Origin of the sequence: Paramesorhizobium salinisoli, assembly GCF_003335045.1 — a bacterium.
Taxonomy (GTDB): domain Bacteria; phylum Pseudomonadota; class Alphaproteobacteria; order Rhizobiales; family Rhizobiaceae; genus Paramesorhizobium; species Paramesorhizobium salinisoli.
Map to the genome: position 1 here is coordinate 565411 of NZ_QOZG01000001.1, position 14630 is coordinate 580040.

Below are 14630 nucleotides of genomic sequence, written 5' to 3' on the forward strand. Positions count from 1 at the left end.
TCAGTTACATGGCCACTTTCCAGACAAATTCATATGCACTTCTTCGCTTAATCTTCTAAAAATTTATATATCTACAAAAGGAACGAAGATGCATAAAACTATGCAAGTGGGTGTAATTTTTCTGGCCTTCTTTGGCCTTTCTCAAGCCGCCGATGCTGCACAGAACTCTGACTGTAAAGCCCCGGCAGTTCGTAGTCTTCAAAGACTCTCTCCATCAGGGTACGACGTCTATCGTGCGATGAAAGACAAGAGCCAGTTTACCAACTGGATCAGCTGCGATGACATCCAGCTTGATCTTGCAACCGCAGTCCATGAGTCCGTGCACATGCTCACGGAAGAGCGCGATGCCTATCCGCTGATCAACGGCGGCAATGTCAAGCGCCCGCACGAAACCGCAAACTTCTTCCCGCCAAAGCTGATCGCCGGACAGATGGCCAAGAACTTCAATGATCCTCTCTTCATCCAGACCTATCTCAAGCCAGGCTCGGCGTCCTCGGCGGACGATTTCATGTATCTTCTCGATGAGCTCAATGCGTACAGCCACGACCTGAACTCAGCCAGCAAACTCACCTCGGTGCACACCAACGACAGCCAGGTCGATCATCGCGATGGGCTGGCTGCAATGATGGCCTTTGTGGCCGGATATGCTGCAGAGGCGCGCAAGAATCATCCCGGGACTTGGCAAGGCCTGAATGCGCCGAAGACAGCCAAGGTCGTGCAGACGCTCTGGAAGCAGGCTGAAAAGACGATGGCTGCATCCTGCGGGATACCGAATTTCGGGACGAATGACCGCGCATATCTGGGCTATGTCTGCAACAAGAAGAATGCATCCGCGCTGGGCGAAATACTCGGCCGCAGCCCCTCTTGCCCGACGCGCTGCCTCGGCACGACAACCGCATCGGCACAATAAACCAAGCAATGGCCGGACGTGCTGGTCACGTCCGGCCATTGCTTCAAAGTATGATGGCGGGTCGCGCAATAGACGGCCCCGCCGTAACAGAGGTGGAATTGCACTTGCTCCTTGGCAAATCGGGACGGATATGATGCTCTTGGGCTTCAACTGCAACAGTTCGGCGGCCGGAGCAGCCGTGGAGGCGCCAATGATTTATCGACTGCCAATGGATCACCGACTCAAAGGAATTCTCGCGGCGGCGGGTCTGGTTGGTATAGTCACCTCCGTTACCCTGGTATTTACCGACATCCCCAAAGCCGAGATAGACACCGCCGCACCGCGCCTGATCTCCGAATGTGAAAAGGAAGTCGTCGATGCCATTCTGGCGCCGGCAGCGAACGACATCGGAAAACACGCCATGGCCGTTCAGATCAGGCAATGCGACAAACTCGGTTTGGTAACGCCTGAAGAGAAAGAATTCTTCTTGAGCAGTTCGTTGGGCGATGAACTGCGGAAGGAAGGCTATTAACTTTCAGCCCGCCGGCACCCGCTTGAACTCATTGCTTCAACGACGGCCAATGCGCATTTGCGTCGCCAGATCGATCAGTGCCCGCAGTGATGAGGGAACGTGCCTGTGCCCGGGATAATAGAGCGTTAGCCCCGGTATCCACGGGCACCAATCCTCAAGCACCGTCACAAGCCGACCGTCCTCCAGCCGGTCTTGCGCGAAACTCTCCGGGACGAAAGCGATACCAAGTCCGGCAGTGGCGGCTTCAACCATCAGATCGTTGTCGTCGAGTGTAAGCGTGCCGGGCGCGTCGATGGCGATTTCCTCGCCATGTTTGCCAAACTCCCAGCGATAGCGCTTGCCGCTCGGCAGTCGCTGCCGGATGCATTGGTGATTGCTGAGATCGTCAGGCATCGCCGGCCGCGCATGCCTCGCCAGATATCCCGGAGAGGCCACTGTCAGGAAGCGCGTATCGCCGGCGATCCTGACCGCGATCATGTCTTGAGGGACGGCCTCCCCAAGCCTGACACCTGCGTCGAACCCCTCTTTGACAATGTCCACCAGCCGGCCCTCGGATACCAGATCGAGCTCGACTGCCGGACAAAGGGCAAGGAACTCCGGAACCAGACTGTGCAGGAGGAAGCGCGCCGCTCCCTTGCTGGCGTTGATGCGAAGTGCCCCGCTGGGCACGCCGCGGATATCGGCAAGCGAATCGAGCGCCTCGTCGAAGCCCCGCAGAACAGGGCCGAGTTGCGCCAGCAACCGGGCGCCTGCATCCGTCGGCGAAACGCTCCGCGTGGTCCGGTTGAGTAGGCGCACGCCGACATCCTGCTCAAGCCCTCGCAAAGCATGGCTCAGCGCAGAACGGGAAACCCCGAGTTGATCGGCAGCCTTTCGAAAACTCCGGTGTTCGGCAACGGCCGCAAAGGCGGCGAGGTCGTTGAGCGTCGGCTTGGGCATTGGTGAGAATTCTTCACTAGGTTATACCACATAGACATACTTATCTCACCAATCGTTTCTTTCCATATCAATGGCAACCGGAAACTTGACCTACCGGCTGACAGGAAAGGAACACATCATGAGCAAGACTTGGTTTATTACAGGCGCATCCGCAGGCCTCGGACGAATGATGACAGAGCGCCTGCTTGCGCGCGGTGATCGCGTCGTGGGTTCCGTCAGGCGCGAAGACGCCCTCGAGGATCTGCAGCGCCAATATGGTGATCGGTTGATGGCAGTGATGCTGGATCTGACCGACAGAACTGGCATCCGGGCCGCGGTAGACAATGCATTCGCCCGGATGAGCCGAATAGATAACGTCGTCAGCAACGCCGGCTATGGTCTGTTCGGCGCCGCCGAAGAGGTTACCGACGATCAGATCGACCACCAGATCGCCACAAATCTGACCGGCTCCATTGCGCTGATACGCGCCGCCCTGCCCCATTTGCGCCTGCAAGGCGGTGGGCGGATCGTGCAAGTCTCGTCCGAGGGCGGTCAGATCGCCTATCCGAACTTCAGCCTTTACCACGCCACCAAATGGGGCATCGAAGGCTTCATCGAAGCTGTGGCGCAAGAGGTTGCGGCTTTCGGGATCGACTTCCTGATCATCGAACCCGGCCCGACCGCAACAAATTTCGGCGCTGGACTGGTCCAGGCTGCACCGATGGAAATCTATAAGGATTCACCGGCGGGAGAAATGAGGCGTATTCTTGCCGATGGCAGCTGGAAAATAAAAGGTGATGCCGGACAAACAGTTGAAGCGATGATTACAGTCGCGGATCAGAAAAAGCCGCCATTTCGCCTGGCCCTAGGCAGTTCGGCTTATGACGGTATCTCGCGCGCGCTGGAACAACGGCTTACCGAAGTGAGAGAGCAGCGTGAAGTGGCTTATTCTGCCGATTCGAAACTTTTTAACAATGATGAAACAATTATGCCCGACAATTCTGCGAATCGGGCATGAACAAGATCAGAGAACAGTCCGGCTTCAGACAGGAATACACGGACCCACCCCGTGTTTATACGGCAGAAACAGCCGGAAAAGCCACATTAATGGCCATATTCTGACCTAAATACTATGTGGCTGATTCGCGCTAACTAGGCGTACAGAAACAATAAAACGTTACTCTTGGCCTGTTGCGGAAACTGTCGAAAATTACTAGGTGGAACCCGTACGCATGATTCTAGAGGAGCCTATAATGCTAGAAGAAAAGAACACGACCGAGATTATCGAATTCACGACCGAGATCATCACTGCCTATGTCAGCAACAATTCGGTTCCTTCAGCCGAACTGCCAGCGCTGATTGCTCAGATCCACGCCTCGTTGTCTGGCCTGATGGAAGAAGCCGCCCCCGCACCCGCGGAAAAGCCGACGCCTGCAGTTTCGATCAAGAAATCGATCACTGATGACTATCTCATCTGCCTCGAAGACGGCAAGAAGTTCAAGTCGCTCAAGCGGCACTTGATGACCCACTATGGACTCACACCCGAAGACTACCGGGCGAAGTGGGATCTTCCTACCGATTATCCGATGGTTGCCCCGAATTACGCTGCAACGCGGTCAGACCTCGCCAAGAGGATGGGCCTTGGACGCAAGGCCAAGACGCCGGAACTGGTCAAGCCCAGCCGTAAGAAGGCCGCCTGAACCATCAGCGTTCCCAGCCGGTAAATCCCGCCTGGAAAACCTGACTGAAAAGCACTTTGATCTGTCGCCGCTCGGTGGCGATGGTGTAAATGACGTCGGCCGAACGGCTGACGCCGCGTAAATGATCCAGGTGTCTGCAATACCGGGCCTCCTAACTCGAGGCCCGGTATGCTGCAGTGATCACCGTTTCACCTGCAGCCCCGTACTGTCCCGATATGAGCCTTACTGTATAGCTGTCAGCGAAACGGTCAAGGCCTGTCCCATTTTTGACTGTGCACAAGAAGACGTGCTTACTGCTTAGCCAGTTGAAATTGACAAATCTTTCCTCATGAAAGCCCCCTATTAGTCCCACCATGCGATTGCTCCACAGCATTGCCAGTGGGTGCTAAGCACACTTAACTTATGCTTCCTGTGGTGTTCTGTTACTGCTTTGAGGGCGTAGAAGGTATTTTAAACCTTGGGGAAGCACTGCCTTCCTGAGACCCGCTTGCGCAACCTGCGGAGCGCGCCAAGGAACGGGGACCGGCGGTCAAAATCCGCCCCTCGGTATGAATGGCCTGAAGCAGGGCACATGTCTGGCTGGCTTTTGTCCGGTGGCAACCCGGGAATCTGAAGAAAACGGCTCGGCTGATTTCACCGCTCGATTGTCCCAGCCCCTTCCCTTTCTCAGGAAGGGGCTGGATCAAATTTAGTTCGCCGGCGTGAGCGTCAGCGAGGTACCGGTGGCGGCAAGGTTGAGACCAAGCTGGCCCGTGACGCTGACCGTCTGCAACTGGATGGAGCCGGACGTGCCCCCGACGAGGATATTGGCGCCGACACCAGCACCGACGGTGGCCTCCACCGTAGCACCCTGATAGAGGCCGCCAAGCGACCCATGGTGATAGCCGGCGGTCGGAGCAAAGACGGCCCAGATCAGGCGGGAGCGGGTCGTGAAGCCGAGATCAACGCCCATTTTGCGGACAACCCCGGTATAATGATCGAGCGGCTCGCTACCGACTGTCGTGGTAAAGACGCAGTCGGCTGATTTCGCGGAGCCCAGCACGTATCCGACACCGCCGCCGATCGAGCAATCGAGATAGCCGATGCGCACGCCATCGCGTTGGTCCGGCTGTTCGTAGACCGGTGCATGACGTGAAACCACATCGGCCGCAAAGGCGGCCCCGCTGCTCGCCAAAACCGGAAGGGCGGCCAGCGCCGCAGCAATAATCTTCTTCATCCCTGTACTCCTTCATTTATTTCGTGGCCCGGTCATTTTTTGTTTCTGTTGAACGGGCCGGGGTAGCGATGGGCAAAGCATGTGGCGGAAAAATGTCCCTTGGGAGCACATAAATGTCACATGCCTTCACCCCCCACTGCTGTTAAACATGGACGGGACAGGAACGTTCCAAAGAATGGAAGGAATTGCCTTCCCCTGGATCGAATTGGTCAACAGGACCTTTAGACACTATCGAATAGCCGACTGCGGCCGGATTGCGCGATTGGAAAAAATCCTGGCCAATGCCGCCCCGGTAGCGGTGGCGATCCGGACTAATCAAAGACACTTTCCTTGCAAGTCCGCGTCACCACGTCCGCGTTCTCTCCAAGTGCCACACCGGTCGTCACGAATCCTCGGGCAAAGAGGGTCCCGATGAAAGGGGCATACCCCTCATACTTATTGGAGAAATTCTTTGCAGTTAGATATCCACAAACCGTGACAACTCCCCGGTCCTTTACGGCTGTAATCTGGCGAATTCGCGCAGTTTCGGGTTGTTTGAGCAATCCGAGAACGCCTTTTCTGACGCGCTGTATTTCGGCTTTGTTCAGGACATACCGCTCCAGCTTTGGGTGAGCGGTGATAATCGAGGAAGAGGGCTGAAGCTGGGCGTGAGCCATCTTGACGCTCGCATCGGTGCAGACAAGAAATAGAAAGGGCGACATATAAACGAATAATCTTTTGCCATTCATTGTTCTATCTTCCGTCACGCGAGCGAATATTTGCTAATACCATGTCGGCAAAAAACGAATATTCATAGAAGACATTTCCTTGCATTTTACGCATCACCGCCTCCGTAAGACCCCATCTCCAATAGGTCCTGCTGACAGGAACCGGCAGACATCTGGCGACCATCATTGTTGCTGGGCTTTAATCCTAGCCATGAAAATCTGCTCGATGGGGATGTTGGGACTGCCGCAATTTTTGTGTAAGCGCTTCCAAGTCCTGAACGAATATGACCTGACCGCGATTGTTGGTTTCGAAGATGAAGTCCCGCAGCGCCGAACTCTGCGCCAGTTCGACTGACAGATCCCCCACTATCGCCACTCTCGTCCCGAAGTTGGAGAACTTCTGAAGAATCGTTCCGGCCTTCCTTGTGCTGAGGGGAAAGAAGTCCACGGCCAGACGGGCGACAGGCAGCGCAATAACTGTGGCTCCCCTCGACCAGGCGGCGTTGATGAGATCAACCGCATCGCGATCATCACGCAGCCTTGGACCGGTCGGAGAGACCTCAAAGATGCGATCCTCGCCAAGGACGGTCATTCGCGCTGGCCGTTCGTTGGACCAGTCATTGCCAAAGGTCCACTCAAACTCTGCGGCTTGCGCCACCCGCGCGTCGTGCGCCGCGTCTTCGCCAACACGATAGCAGACGAAATCTTCGATATACGCCGCCGGTCCCGCAGCACACAACAACGCCTCTGCCACGGTTCGACTGGGCTCGAGCAGGTACTGCTGCCGCAATAATACGGTCTGGTCATAGAAGCGCTGAAGGCGCACCTCAATCGCGGAGTCCAGCTCGTTTTCGGCCATGTGGTGTTCGTGGTTGCGGCCGGCGCCCAGTCGTTTCTGATTTCGTATGGCCGCGGGCACCTGCTCCGCGGTCGTCCACAGCGGTGCCGCGCCGACGACATGGACGGCTAGCTTCCTGGCGATTTCGTTCGCGGCGACATCGCTATCGGCCCCGCTGACCGACACCAACGCCACCATTCGGCCTAACCCTGGAGCCGGCGCATTGTGGGCATAGGCTCCAATGATTCCATGTTCCGTTTCGAGGATGGCGGTTCTCCGTAGGTGGATGTTCTCGCCGAAGGTCGCCGCCAATCGACTGATGTATCCTGCGACGTCGCCTTGCCCGTCCGGCGACGGAGCCGCCAGCGTTTCGTCGAGCCTGCCCCGGACCGCCACGACGACACGCGCCAGGTCTTCCGCTGCCCGTTGGAATAGCGGATTGCGGCTGACAAAATCCGTCTCTGCGGCCAGTTCGATTATGGCTCCGCAACGCTCCTCGATCATAAAGACGAGAAGGCCTTCCGAGGTCGGTCGCCGTTTGGCCGCCTCCGGGAGAAGCCGCCGCTCCTGCAGAAGTTTGGCGGCTGCGTCGATGTCGCCCCCAGCCTCGACCAGGACATTCTTACAGTTCATCACGCCGGCTGCGGTGCGTTCCCGCAAAGCTTTTACGAGTATGACATTGATCTCGGGCAAACGGCGCTCCTGCTCAAATCATCCGGATTCATCCGGGCTTGTCACCAGGAAGGCTTCGATCTGCGGGCCTTGCCCGGGGATGAAATGATGAGCGTCCGGAAGGAACGATATCTTCAAATCGTCAACGTGCGCTTCCAAGCGCGCCCGGGCGCCGGGGGCGTCAATGAAGGCGTCCTTACCCCCCAGGATCGCCATCACCGGCATTGTGAGACGGCTCAGCGCCTCGTCGCTAAACTGGGGCAGCGAGGCCGTACGAGGCCGGAAGTGCTTGAAGACGAGTTCAGTGAAGCCGGCTGCCGCATCGCGTTCCGGTGAGGGGTCGCCGCTCGGCTTGCCGGCGATCCTCTCCATCATCTTCCGCCGACCCCAGCCTCCAAGCATCAACAGCGGCAACGCCCAAAGCAGGACGTTTCTAGGCCGTCCTACGCCGCCCGGATTGATGACGACCAGCTTTTCCACCCGCTGCGGGCGGCGCGTCGCGAAGTCGAGCGCGAGCCACCCGCCCAGCGAGATTCCCACCAGAGACACGCGTTCAAGCGACAGCGCCGCCAGTACATCGTCCAGCCACCGTGCATGGGCGTCTGAATCAAGGGGTGGCCGACTGGCCGCACTGAAGCCGGCATCGCCGATGATGTCGACGGCGAATACGCGCAAGTGCCGGCTCCACCCGGAGACGTCGCCAAGCCACATGGCGGAATTGGAGGCGGTGCCATGCAAAAGAAGCACTGGCGGAGCTTCCTTGGGCCCGGATTCGATCACAAACGTTTCCCCCTCGCCCGTCGAAACGCGATGGCGTTGATTGGGCGCCGGCCATCGGTCCAGCAATTGCAGATAGCTTTCCTGGATCGCTATCTCGCCTGCCCGCGTTCGATAGCTGGAGGTCATGTGCGACTCTCCAGGAGGATCTCAACAAGCTGAAGCAACTGGACTGCGTCCGACGGACGAGCGACCACGATGATCTTGAGGTGCTCGTTCGCCGGATCATGGACGACGTCCACGTTGAACGGCTCCGCGTACCGGCCATTCGCACTGCGAGCGCCGGTCATCAGAGATGCCATCCGCCGCGCCAGTTCAGCATCCACGTTCGAAATATCGACGATCGTGGTCGAGCGCACTTGGCGCAGCAAACCTCCGGCCGGGCGGCTGTCTCCTACCAGGGCTGCAAGATCGGACCCTAAGATACGATACTGCCGCCCTATTCTAGTGGCGCGCAGCCGACCGTCCCGGATGAACTTGAGGACAGTCTTGGGGTGCAGCTTCAGCCGCTCCGCGGCAAATTCGACGGTGTAAAACTCTTCCGACATTCTCTCGACCTCGAATGGCTTAAGTTCTCTTAAATTCCCTAAATAGGAGAATTATGCCGCAAATAGGCGCATAAGCGACTATATTGCAGAATGAAAGGGAATGTAAGTGAATTTTGAGAGGTTTTCGCTGGTGTCTCAGCGGTCTCGCATCATGAGGTCTCGGGGAATAGACGGCACCCTGTTAGGAGCGGCTGGGGACCCGCAACGTTCGCGGGCTGTACGGCTGAAGGGGATGTGAAGCGTCCGATCTCGCGCTTGACCGCCGTTTCACAGACCGGTTTTTATCAGGGTGGAATTGGCTGGTGCAAAAGTATGGACAGAATGCGGATACGCCTATCTTGGCTGCTCTACGATCATGGCCACGATCCGGCGTACGACCGGCAACACGAAAAGCAAAGTGGGGAATGCGACAATCCAGGAAGCGCCCCACGCATTGGGCCATGCCACGGTGAAGCTGGTTTCCGGCCCGATGCTTGTAGCGGTAGCCACCGCCGACACGATACCGGACATGAGAATAGATAGCATAAGAGGCATGATGATCCGGGCGCTCCCCGCCGGCAGTTTCTTCAGCAGCGGCCGTTTCCACTCGATTTGCATCACTACGCCTCCTTGCCGGGATTGTTCGGTTCCATATCCCCCGGCCGGGCCAGATCCTGAATATACTGACGCAACGACCGAGGTTCGCGTTCCAGCGCAGCGGTCAATGAGAGACTGTTCCCCCCCAACCCGTACTTCCTGTAGTGATCGTGTACCTTCGACAGCAGGTGAATCTGATGGTCGTTGTAAGGTAGACGGACGCTCTGCACCCATTCGCTGAAGCTTGGCTCGAAGGCTTCTATCGGGCGCCCCAGCTCCTCTGAGATGACCGCAACAATGTCGTTGCGACTGAACATTCCCGCGGAGAGCTCGAGCGTGGTGAACGCCAGCCTGTCCTCCGTGAGAGCAACAGCCGCGACCTCGGCAACGTCGCGGTAGTCGACGCGAGCAATTCTGGTGACTTTAGGAAATGGCTCGCCGAAACGGCCGTGCAGAACGATTGACGGCCAGGCCATCCCGATGTTCTGCATAAAGTTCGCCGGATGCAAGATCGTATATTCGAGGCGGGATGAGTAGAGTGCGTCCTCGACCGGTATTTTGCTCGCATGGTTTTTCAGGCGCGTGTTCGTCGGCTGGATCACCGACGAGAATACGAACTTTTTAACACCGCTTCGCTCCGCAGCCTGGACCAGGGCGATACCCATTGCTGCTTCGTCGGGCGCGAACGCCGGGCCGATATGGAAGACGCCGTGCACGCCTCGAGTTGCCTCGGTCAGACTATCCATATCGCGGAGGTCTCCTATGGCGACCTCGGTCGCGCCCATCGAAAGGGCAAGGGCGGCGCGTGCGTCGTCGCGTACGAACGCACGGACGACGGCTTTCCGCCGTAGCAGCTCGGGAACAACCAGACGCGCGAATTTGCCGGTGGTTCCCACGACCAGGATGATGGGCTGAGTGCATCCCACGATGCGTCTCCTTTTGCGTAGTGAAATGTCTGGGAGCACTGTACTTTCTAACGATCTGTGTAACAATTTGCGCTAAGTAAGAGTCTGAATCACGATTTACGAGATAACCATGAGTCGCCTGGAAGACCTTGAAGCATTCATTCATATTGCTGAAGCCGGCAGCCTGACGGATGCTGCGCGGCGTCTTGATCGCTCGCTGCAAGCGGTCAGCCGTTCCCTTGCTACGCTGGAAGAAGACGTCGGCGTTCAGCTCGTCCACCGCACCACACGGTATTCCGCGCTCAGCGAAGCCGGTCAGGCCTTCTATCGGCGGGTAAAGCCGGCGGTGCTGGAAATCAGGGAAGCACGCCTTGAAGCCGCAGATCGTCGGACGGAGCCATCGGGTATTTTGCGCGTGGGTGCGCCAACGCTGTTCGGCCCCGACTTCCTTGTTCCAATCATCGCTGAATATATGGACAGCTATCCGCAGGTCGAGGTCGATCTCCAATTGACGGATACCTTCGTCGATCTAGCGAGCGAAGGGCTCGATCTGGTGGTGCGCATCGCCGACCTGCCCGATTCCAGCTTGCAGGGGAAAAGGCTGGGCGCGCTGCGGCGTGTGGTGTTCGGAGCGCCGTCCTATTTCGCTCGGCATGGCCGGCCTGAGGAACCAGCGGAGTTACGTCGGCACTCCTGCATTGTCCGAACAGTCGATAACCGGCCGGGGCAATGGGCTTTTCAGATTGGCGGAAAGAAACGCATGGTCGGGGTTCGCGGTGCGTTTCGGTCTAACACGATGGCGGCGATCTATTCCGCAGTGAGCGCAGGGCTCGGCCTGGGGTACTCCCCATTGTGGCAGATCAGGCACCTGGTGGATGCGGGCCAGTTGGAGATCATACTGGAGGAATTCGAACCCAGGCCGGTACCGATCCACGCGCTGTGGCAAGAAAGTAGACTTCCTCCCGCCAAGGTTCGCGCATTCGTCGATCTCCTGGCGAGACGGCTCACGCTGGATAACCTCTGATGCGAAAGCGTTAGATCGTCGCCGGCAAACCCCTTATATGCAATATGCAAATCGGCGTTCCCCGGCGGCGAAAACAGATCCCAAAAAGACTGCGGCTATGCGGCGGCGCGCTCGGAACGCCGACACCCTTGCAGCTGCCGCGGCATAGGATTGCCTATTTCGGCATCCGGACAGCCTCCAGCCGTCGCCTATGTCCTGCCGCTGAGCGAAGGGACCGCGCGCGCAGCCTTTCGGCCTGCTTGTGCCGCTGTCTTTATATCGACAACAACCTCCGCTTCGCCGCTGCCAGAGGCCGTACTCACAACGCTGTTCGATCTTACACCTGCAGAGGCACGCGTCCTGTTAAAGATCGGAAATGGGGCGGCACCGTCCAAGAGCGCATCCTCTCTGGGTATCAGCGAGAACACCTTGAAGACCCATCTCAGTCGCATTTTCGCCAAAACAAACACCAGCCGCCAAGCCGACCTCGTCAAACTGGTTTCCGACATCGGCTCACCACTCGCGCCCTCTCACCTGTCTTCCGGCGATACCGCCCCGGTACATTGAACTCCCGAAGAAGCGGTACGACATCAGCCGTGAGCCGGGCGCACTTCCGACCGAAGCCAGTCCGCGGCCGCACCGACACTTGGGGTCGGCGAGCGATCACCCTTCATCACGAGATGGTAGGTGTATCCATCCAGGCTGGGACCGAAGGGCTGCACGAGATGCCCGGCAGCGAGTTCGTCCGCCACTAGGGCCAAGCTGAGCAGCGCGACGCCCTGCCCCGCGACAGCCGCCTGGATGGCGTGACCTTCGTCGGAAAATTGGAGTTGTCCGAGGTCCGACGGGCATGGAAGCCCAGCCTTCGCGAACCAGTTCTGCCAGTTCGGATTGCCTGGCTGCTTTCGCATCCACTCGAAATGGATCAGGGGAAACCGGCCCAGATCGGCAGGATTCCGCACGCCGAGCTTTGGGTTGACGAGCGGTGCAAATGCGTCGGCGAACATCGGCTCTGAGCTAAGGCCAGGATAGTTCCCCTGCCCGTAGCGGATGGCGATGTCGACCGAGCTGACGTCGAGATCGACGGCCTCGTCCGAAGCCTGAAGCTGCAGATCGATATCGGGGTGCAGCTTCCGGAAATTGGCCACTCGGGGAACAAGCCACTTCACCGTGAAGGCGCTGGTGGCCGAGATCGTCACCTGCGCCCGCTTCCTGGATTGCGAAATGCGATCGAGTATCGCCTCGAACGCGTCGAACCCCTCCCGCAGCACTGGATAGAGTTGCGCGCCGGCATCGCTTAGCACGACCTTGCGGATTTTTCGCTCGAAGAGGATCAGCCCTGTGTGCTCCTCGAGCGAACGAATTTGGTGGCTGATCGCGGTGGGAGTAACTGCGAGTTCGTTCGCTGCCCGCTTGAAGCTGCCATGTCTGGCCGCGGCCTCGAACGCACGCAGAGCGGAAAGCGGTGGGAGTCTTCGCATGACCCTGAATCGATAGATGAAATTAGTTCATCTGATACCTGACAATTCGGAGTTTGTCTATCGAGGTTTTCAACGCCACATTGTCGGCATGCCTGAGCTTACCAGATGAGCTCAGCTTTCGCATAAGTCAATTCAGAGGATCAATGCAATGCTGCAACGTATCATCACCAATCCGGACATCTATGAACCCTACCTGCTGTCGCAGGGGATCAGGTTCGGAAACCTCCTGTTCATTTCCGGCCAGGCGGGAGCCGGCGACGACGGCAAGATTGTTGATGGGGGCTTCCGCGCCCAGGGCGAGCAGGCCTTCTCCAACCTCCGGCGAGCGCTCGAGGCAGGCGGCTCGAGCCTGGACGATGTTATCAAGGTGACGATTTTCGTTACCGACATGGGTAACTTCAAAGAGGTCGTGGAACTCCGCCGCAAGTTCTTTTCGGCACCCTATCCGGCCGACACCATCGCCGAGGTCAAGGCTCTATACGATCCCAAGGTTCTGATCGAAATCGAGGCAATCGCGGCCATACGGTCGGCGGGGATTTGAGTGACATGGCAAAGCTTCCACATCAGTTGCAGCGTGAACATTCCCATCGCGTAGAAGCCCTGTTCAGTTCGCTCGATGCTGGCCGACTGACGCTTCGCAACCGCCTCGCGGTCGCGCCGATGACGCGGGTCAGCGCGACGGCGGAGGGTATGCCGACGCAGCATATGTCGGACTATTACACGGCGTTCGCCGAGGGCGGGTTCGGTCTCGTTGTCACCGAAGGCCTCTACACCGACAAAGCCTTCTCGCAGGGATATCTCTTCCAGCCCGGACTCACGGAAGCCCGCCAGCGAGACGGCTGGCGACCGATCGTCGAGCGGGTGCATGACGCCGGTTCGCGCATGGTCGCCCAGCTCATGCACGCGGGCGCTCTTTCGCAGGGAAGCGCGTACAGCGCCGGGACCAGGGGGCCGTCGGCAATTCGCCCGAAGGGGCAACAGATGGCCTTCTATCGCGGCTCGGGAACCTATCCCGTACCGACGGCGATGTCCTTCGAAGAGATCGCTCAAGCCGTCAAGGGCTTCGCGGACGCCGCCCTCCTCGCGAGGGAGGCGGCTTCGACGGCGTGGAGATCCATGCTGCGAACGGCTATCTGCTCGACCAATTCCTCACGGAGGGCGTCAATCTTCGCGACGATCGCCATGGCGGTTCCATCGAGGGACGGTTGCGCCTGATCATCGAGGTTGCGGAAGCCGTGCGGGGCTCGGTCGGCCAGGACTTCATCGTCGGCGTTCGCATCTCTCAGGGCAAGGTCAACGACTTCACGCACAAATGGAGCGGGCGCGAAGATGAGGCGGCGGCGACCTTCGGATCGCTCGGGCAGCTTCCCATCGACTACGTGCATACGACCGAGTTCGAGGCATGGCGACCGGCCTTCGGTGAGGGTTCGAGCCTGGCAGCCCTGGCGAAGAAGTATTCAGGATTGCCGGTGCTCGCGAACGGGTCTCTGCACGATCCCGAGCAAGCCGCAGGCCTTCTTCACAGAGGCGAGGCTGATTTCGTGTCGTTAGGACGTGGTGCGCTTACCCATCCGGACTGGCCGCACCGTGTCAAGGAAGGCGCTTCTTTGGAGACCTTCAATCCCGGTGTGCTTTCGCCAATCGCAGACCTGGCGAATGCAGAGCGGCATCGCACGGCACAGGTTGCCGCATCGGCCTAAGGCGAGGCTGCACCGCCAACGCTCGGCGCCAGCCTCTACCCGTCGATATGGGCGAGGGAATCTCCCCGGCTGCCGCATTTCGAGCCGCTGTGCCTTTACGGCGTAGCCGAGCAGACACCAGTAGATGACCAGGCTTAGGGCAGCACGGGGTGACGGCGTACCGACGCA

General features: G+C 58.5%; 16 protein-coding genes and 1 pseudogene. 8 read left to right on the forward strand and 9 right to left on the reverse strand.

Features of this window, described 5'->3' with window-relative positions; translation table 11 throughout:
• Positions 1–88: 88 nt before the first annotated feature.
• The gene (locus tag DUT91_RS02635) at positions 89–910 is read left to right on the forward strand and encodes a hypothetical protein (protein WP_147272142.1); all 822 of its coding nucleotides are present in this window, start codon (positions 89–91) and stop codon (positions 908–910) included.
• Between the two features lie 190 nt (positions 911–1100).
• The gene (locus tag DUT91_RS02640; protein WP_147272143.1) at positions 1101–1421 is read left to right on the forward strand and encodes a hypothetical protein; all 321 of its coding nucleotides are present in this window, start codon (positions 1101–1103) and stop codon (positions 1419–1421) included.
• Between the two features lie 36 nt (positions 1422–1457).
• On the opposite strand, the gene DUT91_RS02645 is transcribed toward DUT91_RS02640, so the two are convergent.
• The gene (locus DUT91_RS02645) at positions 1458–2360 is read right to left on the reverse strand and encodes a LysR family transcriptional regulator (RefSeq protein WP_114438784.1); all 903 of its coding nucleotides are present in this window, start codon (positions 2358–2360) and stop codon (positions 1458–1460) included.
• Positions 2361–2478: 118 nt separating this feature from the next.
• Here DUT91_RS02645 and DUT91_RS02650 point away from each other — a divergent pair, with 118 nt between their 5' ends.
• Both DUT91_RS02650 and DUT91_RS02655 read left to right on the forward strand, forming a co-directional pair.
• Positions 2479–3357 carry an SDR family oxidoreductase gene (locus DUT91_RS02650; protein WP_114438785.1) on the forward strand — a complete coding sequence of 293 codons (879 nt, stop codon included), beginning with the start codon at positions 2479–2481 and terminating at the stop codon, positions 3355–3357.
• Between the two features lie 235 nt (positions 3358–3592).
• A complete protein-coding gene (locus DUT91_RS02655; protein WP_114438786.1) occupies positions 3593–4039 on the forward strand; it encodes a Ros/MucR family transcriptional regulator in 447 nt (148 codons plus the stop codon).
• A 688-nt stretch (positions 4040–4727) separates the two neighbouring features.
• Here the strand turns inward: DUT91_RS02655 and DUT91_RS02660 are convergent.
• From DUT91_RS02660 to DUT91_RS02690, 7 genes are all read right to left on the reverse strand, one after another.
• Positions 4728–5255, reverse strand: coding sequence for a DUF992 domain-containing protein (locus DUT91_RS02660; RefSeq protein WP_114438787.1), 528 nt, complete (start codon positions 5253–5255; stop codon positions 4728–4730).
• A 311-nt stretch (positions 5256–5566) separates the two neighbouring features.
• Positions 5567–5983 (reverse strand): hypothetical protein, encoded by a 417-nt coding sequence (locus DUT91_RS02665; protein ID WP_114438788.1) that lies wholly within the window; start codon positions 5981–5983, stop codon positions 5567–5569.
• Between the two features lie 184 nt (positions 5984–6167).
• Positions 6168–7493, reverse strand: coding sequence for a translation elongation factor Ts (tsf, locus tag DUT91_RS02670; protein WP_114438789.1), 1326 nt, complete (start codon positions 7491–7493; stop codon positions 6168–6170).
• Positions 7494–7511: 18 nt separating this feature from the next.
• Positions 7512–8378: an alpha/beta fold hydrolase gene (locus DUT91_RS02675; protein ID WP_114438790.1), complete on the reverse strand. Its 867-nt coding sequence runs from the start codon at positions 8376–8378 to the stop codon at positions 7512–7514.
• Positions 8375–8797, reverse strand: a complete 423-nt coding sequence (locus DUT91_RS02680; protein WP_114438791.1) for a helix-turn-helix domain-containing protein — start codon at positions 8795–8797, stop codon at positions 8375–8377. The genes DUT91_RS02675 and DUT91_RS02680 overlap by 4 nt, the downstream gene beginning before the upstream one ends.
• A 333-nt stretch (positions 8798–9130) precedes the next feature.
• Positions 9131–9394, reverse strand: coding sequence for a DUF2798 domain-containing protein (locus tag DUT91_RS02685; RefSeq protein ID WP_114438792.1), 264 nt, complete (start codon positions 9392–9394; stop codon positions 9131–9133).
• 2 nt (positions 9395–9396) lie between these two features.
• Positions 9397–10299, reverse strand: a complete 903-nt coding sequence (locus DUT91_RS02690) for an NmrA/HSCARG family protein (protein WP_114438793.1) — start codon at positions 10297–10299, stop codon at positions 9397–9399.
• Positions 10300–10408: 109 nt separating this feature from the next.
• On the opposite strand from DUT91_RS02690, the gene DUT91_RS02695 reads away from it, so the two are divergent.
• On the forward strand, positions 10409–11302 hold the full coding sequence (locus DUT91_RS02695) for a LysR family transcriptional regulator (protein ID WP_114438794.1): 894 nt from the start codon (positions 10409–10411) through the stop codon (positions 11300–11302).
• Between the two features lie 150 nt (positions 11303–11452).
• Positions 11453–11848 (forward strand): helix-turn-helix transcriptional regulator, encoded by a 396-nt coding sequence (locus DUT91_RS02700; RefSeq protein ID WP_245419451.1) that lies wholly within the window; start codon positions 11453–11455, stop codon positions 11846–11848.
• 23 nt (positions 11849–11871) lie between these two features.
• On the opposite strand, the gene gcvA is transcribed toward DUT91_RS02700, so the two are convergent.
• Entirely contained in the window at positions 11872–12762 is an 891-nt protein-coding gene (gene gcvA / locus DUT91_RS02705; protein WP_114438795.1) for a transcriptional regulator GcvA, read from the reverse strand.
• 148 nt (positions 12763–12910) lie between these two features.
• Between gcvA and DUT91_RS02710 the strand changes: the two genes are divergently transcribed.
• Positions 12911–13303 (forward strand): RidA family protein, encoded by a 393-nt coding sequence (locus DUT91_RS02710; RefSeq protein WP_114438796.1) that lies wholly within the window; start codon positions 12911–12913, stop codon positions 13301–13303.
• A gap of 119 nt (positions 13304–13422) precedes the next feature.
• Positions 13423–14462: pseudogene (locus DUT91_RS02715) on the forward strand (NADH:flavin oxidoreductase).
• Positions 14463–14630 lie beyond the last annotated feature (168 nt).

What these genes read in the sequence shown, in the direction of transcription:
- DUT91_RS02635 (WP_147272142.1), top strand. Translation starts at nt 89, where the DNA reads ATGCATAAAACTATGCAAGTGGGTGTAATTTTTCTGGCCTTCTTTGGC.
- DUT91_RS02640 (WP_147272143.1), top strand. Translation starts at nt 1,101, where the DNA reads ATGATTTATCGACTGCCAATGGATCACCGACTCAAAGGAATTCTCGCG.
- DUT91_RS02645 (WP_114438784.1), bottom strand. Translation starts at nt 2,360, where the DNA reads ATGCCCAAGCCGACGCTCAACGACCTCGCCGCCTTTGCGGCCGTTGCC.
- DUT91_RS02650 (WP_114438785.1), top strand. Translation starts at nt 2,479, where the DNA reads ATGAGCAAGACTTGGTTTATTACAGGCGCATCCGCAGGCCTCGGACGA.
- DUT91_RS02655 (WP_114438786.1), top strand. Translation starts at nt 3,593, where the DNA reads ATGCTAGAAGAAAAGAACACGACCGAGATTATCGAATTCACGACCGAG.
- DUT91_RS02660 (WP_114438787.1), bottom strand. Translation starts at nt 5,255, where the DNA reads ATGAAGAAGATTATTGCTGCGGCGCTGGCCGCCCTTCCGGTTTTGGCG.
- DUT91_RS02665 (WP_114438788.1), bottom strand. Translation starts at nt 5,983, where the DNA reads ATGAATGGCAAAAGATTATTCGTTTATATGTCGCCCTTTCTATTTCTT.
- DUT91_RS02675 (WP_114438790.1), bottom strand. Translation starts at nt 8,378, where the DNA reads ATGACCTCCAGCTATCGAACGCGGGCAGGCGAGATAGCGATCCAGGAA.
- DUT91_RS02680 (WP_114438791.1), bottom strand. Translation starts at nt 8,797, where the DNA reads ATGTCGGAAGAGTTTTACACCGTCGAATTTGCCGCGGAGCGGCTGAAG.
- DUT91_RS02685 (WP_114438792.1), bottom strand. Translation starts at nt 9,394, where the DNA reads ATGCAAATCGAGTGGAAACGGCCGCTGCTGAAGAAACTGCCGGCGGGG.
- DUT91_RS02695 (WP_114438794.1), top strand. Translation starts at nt 10,409, where the DNA reads ATGAGTCGCCTGGAAGACCTTGAAGCATTCATTCATATTGCTGAAGCC.
- gcvA (WP_114438795.1), bottom strand. Translation starts at nt 12,762, where the DNA reads ATGCGAAGACTCCCACCGCTTTCCGCTCTGCGTGCGTTCGAGGCCGCG.
- DUT91_RS02710 (WP_114438796.1), top strand. Translation starts at nt 12,911, where the DNA reads ATGCTGCAACGTATCATCACCAATCCGGACATCTATGAACCCTACCTG.